The sequence below is a fragment of the Leisingera caerulea DSM 24564 genome (assembly GCF_000473325.1).
Lineage (GTDB): Bacteria > Pseudomonadota > Alphaproteobacteria > Rhodobacterales > Rhodobacteraceae > Leisingera > Leisingera caerulea.
On sequence record NZ_KI421513.1, the window covers coordinates 1 to 7,981 of the forward strand.

Annotated in this window: 11 protein-coding genes; all 11 read right to left on the reverse strand. The window is 62.9% G+C overall.

All coding sequences use genetic code 11. From position 1 onward, the window contains the following. Positions 1-908 (reverse strand): phage tail tube protein (locus CAER_RS0107035; protein WP_027234685.1); only part of this gene is annotated, 908 nt, incomplete at its 3' end. Beyond that, positions 905-1,345 (reverse strand): hypothetical protein, encoded by a 441-nt coding sequence (locus tag CAER_RS0107040; protein ID WP_027234686.1) that lies wholly within the window; start codon positions 1,343-1,345, stop codon positions 905-907. The genes CAER_RS0107040 and CAER_RS0107035, both read right to left, overlap by 4 nt. Next, complete coding sequence (locus CAER_RS27755) at positions 1,345-2,013, reverse strand: DUF6441 family protein (RefSeq protein ID WP_051357750.1); 669 nt, start codon at positions 2,011-2,013, stop codon at positions 1,345-1,347. Before CAER_RS27755 ends, CAER_RS0107040 begins: the two co-directional genes overlap by 1 nt. Next, positions 2,010-2,312, reverse strand: coding sequence for a head-tail joining protein (locus CAER_RS0107050; protein ID WP_027234687.1), 303 nt, complete (start codon positions 2,310-2,312; stop codon positions 2,010-2,012). The genes CAER_RS27755 and CAER_RS0107050 overlap by 4 nt, the downstream gene beginning before the upstream one ends. Then, a complete protein-coding gene (locus CAER_RS0107055) occupies positions 2,309-2,737 on the reverse strand; it encodes a hypothetical protein (protein ID WP_027234688.1) in 429 nt (142 codons plus the stop codon). The genes CAER_RS0107050 and CAER_RS0107055 overlap by 4 nt, the downstream gene beginning before the upstream one ends. Before the next feature lie 74 nt (positions 2,738-2,811). Next, entirely contained in the window at positions 2,812-3,846 is a 1,035-nt protein-coding gene (locus CAER_RS0107060; RefSeq protein ID WP_027234689.1) for a major capsid protein, read from the reverse strand. Between the two features lie 57 nt (positions 3,847-3,903). Further along, on the reverse strand, positions 3,904-4,275 hold the full coding sequence (locus CAER_RS0107065) for a head decoration protein (RefSeq protein ID WP_027234690.1): 372 nt from the start codon (positions 4,273-4,275) through the stop codon (positions 3,904-3,906). Between the two features lie 53 nt (positions 4,276-4,328). Next, positions 4,329-5,741, reverse strand: coding sequence for a S49 family peptidase (locus tag CAER_RS0107070; protein ID WP_027234691.1), 1,413 nt, complete (start codon positions 5,739-5,741; stop codon positions 4,329-4,331). A 4-nt stretch (positions 5,742-5,745) separates the two neighbouring features. Further along, positions 5,746-7,356 carry a phage portal protein gene (locus CAER_RS0107075; RefSeq protein ID WP_027234692.1) on the reverse strand — a complete coding sequence of 537 codons (1,611 nt, stop codon included), beginning with the start codon at positions 7,354-7,356 and terminating at the stop codon, positions 5,746-5,748. Then, complete coding sequence (gene gpW, locus CAER_RS0107080; RefSeq protein ID WP_027234693.1) at positions 7,356-7,571, reverse strand: gpW family head-tail joining protein; 216 nt, start codon at positions 7,569-7,571, stop codon at positions 7,356-7,358. Before gpW ends, CAER_RS0107075 begins: the two co-directional genes overlap by 1 nt. Next, a partial coding sequence (locus CAER_RS0107085; protein ID WP_027234694.1) for a terminase gpA endonuclease subunit occupies positions 7,558-7,981 on the reverse strand: 424 nt, incomplete at its 5' end. The genes gpW and CAER_RS0107085, both read right to left, overlap by 14 nt.

The following is a 7,981-nucleotide window of genomic DNA, read 5'->3' on the forward strand; positions in this document are numbered from 1 at the left end:
CGGTTGGTGCGGAAGTTGAAGTTGCCACTCAGGTTGCCCCGGCCGCCGATCTGAAAACCGTTCCGCTCAAGGCGAACAGAGGGCGCCTCAATGCGCAGGAAGGAATCCGCTGTCAGCTGCCACGCCAGCGAGAGCTTGAAGGCAGTGCCGGCATTCGCCAGGTCATAGATCTGCATGTCTTTGAACCGCAGCCCCACGGAGCCCTCCAGACCCCAGACACCATCATCGATACCCGCCGCCGTTGACAGGCCGTTCAGGCTCTCCTGATCAGGCTCGACCCCGCGGCTCAGCGTCAGATTGGCCTCGGTGATCGAGGCCGCAGGACCATCATCGATCTGACAGCTGCCAAGATAGCCGACCGGCACCGGATCCGGCGCGTACTCAACCGGCGTTGCATCCAGGGTGGCCCCGGCGGCTTCCTCTTCACGGCCCATCAGATTGAAGGTTGCCCGCGCCCGCTCACCGTTTTTCTGCGCACGGATATTCATGCTGGTATAGGCCAGGCTGTCCTGCACGAAATGCCTGTCTACACCGGCATGGCTGATGCCGTGCGTCGCAAGGCCCAGGGCAGGAAGAGCGGACGTCGAAAACACATGCTCCCAGACAGTGGCGGGCGTGGTCTCGGTGGTGACCGGCGCGCCGATCATCTTGGCAAGATGCCAGCCGATGGAGTTCATGCCCATCGGCACAACCATGTCACCGGACATGTTGCGCAGGCCCGAAACCGCATCGCCGGGGTTGTTGTCGCCATAAATCGCGTCATCCTGCCCCAGGTCTTCGCTGGGAGTGACGTTGTAGCTGTAAAACGGCATCAAGTAGAACTTGGACGGCTGAGCGGCCTCAGCAGCGCCGAATGCGGCCTGTGTGCGGGCCAGCAGCCGCGCTTGATCACCACGAGCGGTTGTCATGTGTGTTTCTCCATCGGATTGTCAGAGGTTTCGTAGAAAAGGGTGACCGGCACCGTGGCCCCCCGGAGATAGACGGCATCTGCCATCGGGATATCGTCGGCCCCTTCTGCCGCGTCGAAATGGACGTGGGTAATCAGGCCCGCGAAGTCAGCGGCGCGCAGAAGATCCACCGCCCGGATGGCAGCACTGTCCAGCAGGTTTGGCAGGGCGTCCCTGTCCTCGCTGTAGACGACCAGCTCCAACTCGACCCGGCGGCGCCATTCGCGAACACCAGCGCCCAGCTGAAAGCCATCCTCAACCGGATCCTCATCAATGACGTTGATCAGCCCTTCAGGAGGGCATTCCTGCGGCAGCTCTTCTTCGCGCATGACCTGCGCCGTATGGCCGGACAGAGCGTCCAGAAGGGCCAGAATGACGGCTTCCTGTTTGGTAGGCATCAGCGCCTCCTGGGTCTGGTTCCGCCGAGGCGGATGTATTCTTCATCAACCAGCCGCGGCAGCTGGCTCCCGGCCTTGCGCTCGATCGGCGCCACGTTCAGGCGCCGCTTCAGGCGGACTTGCGGCACCAGAAAGAACATGATCACCGTGGCCAGGCCGTGGCCGGTCTTCAGCGCCCGCTTGCTGCGTGACGGCGCGAAACCGCCGCGCTTGCCCTTCCGCTCCCGCTGATTGTCGACCACCAGCAGCGAGACCTTGGGACGGTAGACAAACCGCAGCTTGCCCAAGCTGTGTTCCGGGAAATTTGACGGGTTGATCCGCTTCCGGCCGACACCGGACTTCGGGGCGTGTTCTGTCGGGATCGCCAGCCAGAAACCGTCCGCTGAGCGGATCACTGTTCCCTCATCGAAGGCCCGGATCAGCTTGGGCGACTTGGTGTAAACAGAACCAGCCGCCCCCAGTGAATGGCCAGACCCCGGGAAGTTCTTCGATCGCCAGGACTTCGACAGACGCCGCCCCAGCCCGCCGCGCACCACGTCAACACGCAAATCATGCTTCAGATCTTCGGTTGCGTGCCGGACACCGCCAGTGACCGACTGGGCCCGCAGCTCAATTTCCTCTTCCAGGAACTTTTCCAGATCCCCCAGAAGGGCGGCTTTCAGCATCATGCCGGAATGGTCCGCAGGATCTTCTTCAGGCGCACCCGGTCCTTGACGTCCCAGCTCTGCACCTTGCGGCGGGCGCCGGAGACTTCGAGAATGGCGCCCTTGCTGAACCCCTCGAATTCGCCGTTGCGGATCTCATATGAGCCGCTGCGATCCTTCAGGCGGGTTTCGCCGAAGTCGGCATAGTCATCTTCTTCATAGGGCAGGAGGCGCACGGTTTCCCGCCGCCCGTCCTGCTCCAGAACCGCCTCGATGCCGAGGTGATTGAAGGATGCGTCAACCGCAGCCTGGAACGGGTTCACTGTTCGCCAGCCCCGCTGCCGCCTGCACCGCCGGTATCACTGCCCTCATCGGTGCCCGCATCACCCTGCGCAGCCGCGCCGCCGGCATCCGCATCGGAAGTGCCGCCCTCATCCTTGCTGGCAGCCTTGTTCTGGGAACCGTCGGCACCGGGATCTTCAACCTTCTGGCCAGACGGCTCTTTGGCCGCCGCAGCCTTCTTCGCGGCGGGCTTTTTCGCAGCAGGTTTCCGGCGCGGTTTCGCGGCCTTCTTTTCGGCTCCATCTTCCGCGGCAACCTCGCTGAAGATCTCGCCCTTGCCCTCATCCTCGATCATCGCCGCCAGTTCATCGGAAACCTCACCGCGCCACCCCGCAGGCAGGGTGCGCTTGCGGGACTTGTCCATGCGATAGGTGAGTTCTGCGGTCAGCTTGACTGTTTTCGCCATGTCATACTCCAAAAGAAAAAGCCGCAGCCCGAAGGCTGCAGCCGTTGCGCTCAGACGGCCGTCAGCCGGATCGGTCAGGTGGAATGGCCGCGGACGATCACAGCGGGGCGCAGGCACATCGGAAGGGTCTGCATCATCACTTCCACGTCGACATAGGCGTTCCGCTTGGGGTCCGGGAAGATCGCCGAGTAGATCTCCTCACCGGGCTGGTTGATCATGTCCAGGTAGTCCGCCGAGCCGTTGAAATCCTTGAACGTCTGGCGGGTGCCCAAGGGCAGGAACACGGATTCACCCTGCGGCAGGAACTGCTGGGTGACGGTAGATCCGTCTTCCTGAGGAACTTCCGCCTCGCCGGTATATTCCTTGAAGTAGATGCCCTGGAATTCGAGACCGTCAGAGGCATCATCGCGCAGCGGATCCTTGCCGGTCGCATTTGCGAACTTGTCCCAGCGGTTCTTGAAGTCCTCATGCTCGAACAGCATGTCGGTGTAGCCAGCTTCCATGAGGCACTGGACGCCGGTCATGGTGTCGCCCTTCAGGTTCTGCCGGATGTGGCGCGTGACTTCCCGGCACTTTTCGCCGATCGGCGTCGCCGCCTGCGAAAAGCGGAAATCGACAGACTTCTGGGTGATGCCGTATTCATCGAAGAGGTTCACCAACTCGGAGCCGTCCGCGTCGCGGACAACACCCTGCACCGCCCCCATACGCAGATATTCCCGGGTCACATCGACGCTGCCGCGAAGCGCAATCTGCTGCTCCAGCACTTCGTCTTCCACCTGGGACAGCTCGCTCTCGCTGCCAAAAGCACGGATGCCGTCGACGTCATCAGCGGTGATCTGATCGCTCAGGCCGAAGCGGAATGTCTGGAACGGCCGCAGCGCGCGCTTGCCGCGCTTCTGCGAAGGCAGCGAAGTGCCGCGCCGCGAGGACTGCACCAGCTGCAGCACACCGCCCTTGTTTTCGACGGAAAACAGGGTGCCGCGGATCGGCTTCGGGGAAAAGATCCCCATCCGCCCCAGCTGCCCCCACTGATTGGGGATTTCCCGAACCGATGCGGAGAGTTCACGCGCCCGGAAGGCGTCGTTTTGGAAGATATCCATATGGGCCATGATTGGCTCCCTTTCTGATGTGCGCCAATCAGGCGCGTTTTCGTTGAAGAGGCCGGGTTAGCGGGCCAGCATCCCCAGGGCTTCCAGCTCCTCCACGGCCTGGTCACGCTGAGCCTGGGTTGTCACTCCGGGACCGAAGATCAGGCCGTGACGCTTCAGGCGGCAATGGCGCTTCATCAGCACGGCATTCGGCACGTCCGCGTCTGCGGCCGCTGCAGGGGTACGCAGAACTGCCGCAACGGTCTCGGAGCCGTCGACAGCCGCCGGATCCCAGTAGACCAGTTTGCCGGATGCGGTGATTTCCCCCAGAACCGAACCCGGCTCATAGTCGTTGCCCGCACCAATGGTGCCGGTGTCACGGCTGTAGAAGCCATCTTCCTCCCAAGCGACGAAATCGCCTGCTGTATTTCCCTCGGTCAGCGCGTTCATGCTGTTTCTCCAGATTGAGGTCACAAAAAAGCGGGCCAAAGCCCGCGGTGGTGTTACTTGCCGCTGAAGCGTGCCTTGGCTTTGGCGGCCAGACCGCTTTTGCCCTCGGCCGCGGGCGGCGGCTGATCCAGATCAGCGTCATCAGCGCTTTCCATCAGGGCACTGAGAGTGCGACTGTTCCCCTCCTTGCCCGCGGCAGCCAGGTGCTTCTTTGCCTGCTCCACGGTCATGTGCGGGTCATTGGCCAGGCTGCTGGCCAGCGCACTGCGCCCTTGGGCTTCCTCACAGCCGAGAATGCCCATAATCCGCTGGCGCTCCTCATCAGCACCAGAGGTTGCCGCCGGGGCGGACTGCTTACCCTCGGGCGCCGTGCTGCCTTGCGGGTCCTGCTGGCCGCCGGCATTCGCTTCCGGCGCGCCGCCGCCGTCACCGGCTTCCGGGGTTTCAGTGCCTGCATTCGGCGTATCGTTCACGCCGCCGCCGGACTGTTCGTCGTCTTCAGGGGTTGCCATGGTCAAAGGTCCTTCTTTGGTTGCGGTTGTGCCCAGCGGCGCCCGCCGCCAGCTGAACTGAGCAGCAAGCTGCTCAAATGCTTCTTTGGGGCTGGCCACCTCATCGGCGAGCCCGGCGTCAACAGCGTCCTGACCAAGCAGGCACGCGGCCTCTGTCGCCAGCGCTGCATCAGCACTGAGGCTGGCACCACGGCCCGCGGCAACGGTTTCCGCGAAGATCCCGCGCAGTGTCTCCATTTCCCGCTTCAGGCTGTCGCGAACAGCTTCCGGCAGCGGCTCATAGGGGTTGCCATCCGCCTTGTGCTTGCCCGCGGCGATGATGGTCACGCTGACGCCCACAGCCTCCAGCTGTTGGCTGCGATCCGCGTGCATGCAAATCACCCCGATCGAGCCCGCGCTGCCCGCGCGCGGCACGATGACCCGCGTTGCCTGCGAAGCCAGCGCGTAGGCCGCCGAATGCGCATTGTCGCAAACAAAGGCATGCACCGGCTTTTCATCACGCGCGGCCCGGATCTCGGCTGCCAGGTCGAAACAGCCGGCAACCTCGCCGCCGTGGCTGTCGATCTCCAGCGCAATGGCGCGAACACTGCTATGAGAGGCCGCCGCCTTGATCTGCGCCGAGATCCCCTCATAGGACATTTCACCGGAGAAGCTGCCCACCCAGGCGCCGCGATGGATCAGCGTCCCGGTCACCGGGATCACGGCCACGCCGTCGACAATGCGGAAGGCCTCAGCTTTTCCCGAGCGGATCTGGTCACCAACCCGATCATCCAGCAAAGAGGCAAAGGGCTGGCTGGCAGGCCCAGTCACCGCAACGCCCTCGAAGCCTTTCAGCTCGATCGAGCCGCCGCCCAGGATGCGCGGACCCAGCCCCATTACGAACCCTGCGGCTTTCGCAGGCGCGGCCAGAAGCGGCGTGTGAAACACACGCTGCGCAATTTGCGGATGCGTCATGTGATTATTCCTCGGAGTTCAAGGCCGGGCCGCCGTTGTGGCCCAGCAGCTTGGCAAAGCTTTCCTGCATCGGGTGCAGAACACCGCTGGGCATCTTGCCCATTTCGTCCTGGATCTGATCCATGTTGTCGCCCCAGTCGGAGCCGGTCAGCTCAGCCGCTTCATCTTCCAGCGTCGACACGCCCAGGGCCACGCGCATCGCGGCCGCCTGGATCTCTTTCACCGGATCCACAAACCCGCGGCCCGGCCCAACCCATTTGGAACGCGAATAGGCCATCCAGTTGTCATGGAAGTCCGGCGCGCTGTGCGGCAGCCGGATCCGGCCATCCAGCACCATTTCTTCCAGCCAGGACATGAAGAACGGCTGGCAGAAACCTTGCGCAAAGGCTGTCCGGCGAACCGTCCAGCCGCGCCAGATCTCGATCAGGGCAGCGCGTGCGCTGGAGTAGTTCGTCTTACTCCAGTCGCTGGCCAGCTGCTCATAGGAAATCCCCAAGCCGCTGGCGACATGACGCAGCACCGCGGCTTCAAAGTCAGCAAACTGCGCCGCCGGGCGCGCGGTCTGGACCATGCCGATTTCATCATTCGGAAACAGCGCTTGGATCCGCGCACCGCCAACCTTGATAGAGTTTTCCTGGTAGAACTGGCTTCGTTCTCCTACCCAGCCGTTGGCCGCGGAACCTTCTTTAGTGATCCCATCCTCACCAAACATTTCCTCCATGGCCTCCGGGCCCATAGGGGATTTGATGAAGGCGGCCAAAACCGCATTGATCACGGCGGCCTGAAGCTCCACTTTCGAATAATGGTCTTCCATCCGCAGCTTTTCGACAATCGGCGCCATGCGGGAAACACCGCGGGTCTGGCCGTCCCGAAGCTTGTCGAAGAAATGAACCACGATCGGGCGGCCCCAACGGGTTTCGCGGCGGATCGTCTTCCAGGTCATCCCTTCAACCCCGGCCCAGCGGTCGCTCTGATGCGCCTGCCGGAAGTTGTATGCCAGCGCCACGCCATCGCGGGACAGGTTGATACCGCCGCGCAAGAAACGTTCATCAGCGTGATCATGCGGATTTGACAACAGGTCGGGGTCCACGAGCCGCAGACAGGTTTTGGTTGGCCGGCGTTTCCGCCAGTTGTTCAGCGCCAGCGCCTCACCTTCCAACAGGTAACCGCGGTAAGCGGTGCCGAACATCTGCGGAACCGTCTGCGAACGGGTCACATCAGCGTATTTCCGGGGATCTTCGGCGTAGCTGCGCCACTCGCTGGTAACCTGCTCTCTGAACTCACTGGCCCATTCCTTGCTGAGCCCCAGAGCGCGCCAGTCCGGCTTCACAAACGGCCGGAAGTTGCCGCCGATGATCGCATCGACTTCCTTGCCCACGGCACCAGCCGCAAATCCGTTGTTGCGGGCCAGGTCGCGTGTGCGGGCATTGATCACCTTCCGGGCCGGGCCGATCTCCGCATCCGCCGACATGGTGCGCGGCTGAAAGCCCGCCATGGTGTCGATCCCGCGATCACCTGCCACATAGGGCGAAGTGCCACGAAACCCCGCATCTCGCGACGCTGCGGCCTGCGGCTTCGTCTCTTTCACCCGAACTTTCGGATAGGACTGCTTCATCAAAACGCCACCCTCCGGGAGCCAGGCCGGGCATTCCCCAGCTTTCGGTTGAGTTCGTTAATCCGGCGGCGCAGCCCTGCTTCAGTCGGTTTGGCGAATTTCGTTCCGTGGCCGTCATAGTCCACTTCGGTTACCTGACCGCCGGTCAGCAGCCGATGCAGCGCGTCTTCTGCCTCCGCCAGCTGCGCTTCCAGCTTTTCCCTATCGATTGACATTCAGCATTCCTGACAGGCTCTGCCGCTTTTCAGCGGGCTTTGGTTTCTTGGTTGCGGCGGCCTCGGCCGAGACTGGCACTACCGCATCGAACAGGTCGCCTTGCTGTTCGGGTGGCACCGCGCCGCGCTCAGCCTCCAGGGCATCCCACTGAGCATCAGTCAGCGACGCCCAGCCTTTCCGCAGCGCTCCGGCTTCAGCGTACAACTCGGTATCCAGCACCTCGTTTCGCCGCGTCGGCTCCACCAGCTCCCACTTCGCAGTGACCGTTCCTGATCTCTGTCTGGTCAGGGTCCGGACCTCCGAGACGAACTGCCGGTAAAACTCATCCCCGAGCCCTTTGGCGAAGTGACAGTAACCGCGCTCCGCCGGGTCCAGCTGCTCCACCCATTTGTAGAGCTGCCCCTTCATG

What these genes read in the sequence shown, in the direction of transcription:
- CAER_RS0107075 (WP_027234692.1), bottom strand. Translation starts at nt 7,356, where the DNA reads ATGAAGCAGTCCTATCCGAAAGTTCGGGTGAAAGAGACGAAGCCGCAG.
- CAER_RS27755 (WP_051357750.1), bottom strand. Translation starts at nt 2,013, where the DNA reads ATGATGCTGAAAGCCGCCCTTCTGGGGGATCTGGAAAAGTTCCTGGAA.
- CAER_RS0107055 (WP_027234688.1), bottom strand. Translation starts at nt 2,737, where the DNA reads ATGGCGAAAACAGTCAAGCTGACCGCAGAACTCACCTATCGCATGGAC.
- CAER_RS0107060 (WP_027234689.1), bottom strand. Translation starts at nt 3,846, where the DNA reads ATGGCCCATATGGATATCTTCCAAAACGACGCCTTCCGGGCGCGTGAA.
- CAER_RS0107065 (WP_027234690.1), bottom strand. Translation starts at nt 4,275, where the DNA reads ATGAACGCGCTGACCGAGGGAAATACAGCAGGCGATTTCGTCGCTTGG.
- CAER_RS0107040 (WP_027234686.1), bottom strand. Translation starts at nt 1,345, where the DNA reads ATGCCTACCAAACAGGAAGCCGTCATTCTGGCCCTTCTGGACGCTCTG.
- gpW (WP_027234693.1), bottom strand. Translation starts at nt 7,571, where the DNA reads ATGTCAATCGATAGGGAAAAGCTGGAAGCGCAGCTGGCGGAGGCAGAA.
- CAER_RS0107070 (WP_027234691.1), bottom strand. Translation starts at nt 5,741, where the DNA reads ATGACGCATCCGCAAATTGCGCAGCGTGTGTTTCACACGCCGCTTCTG.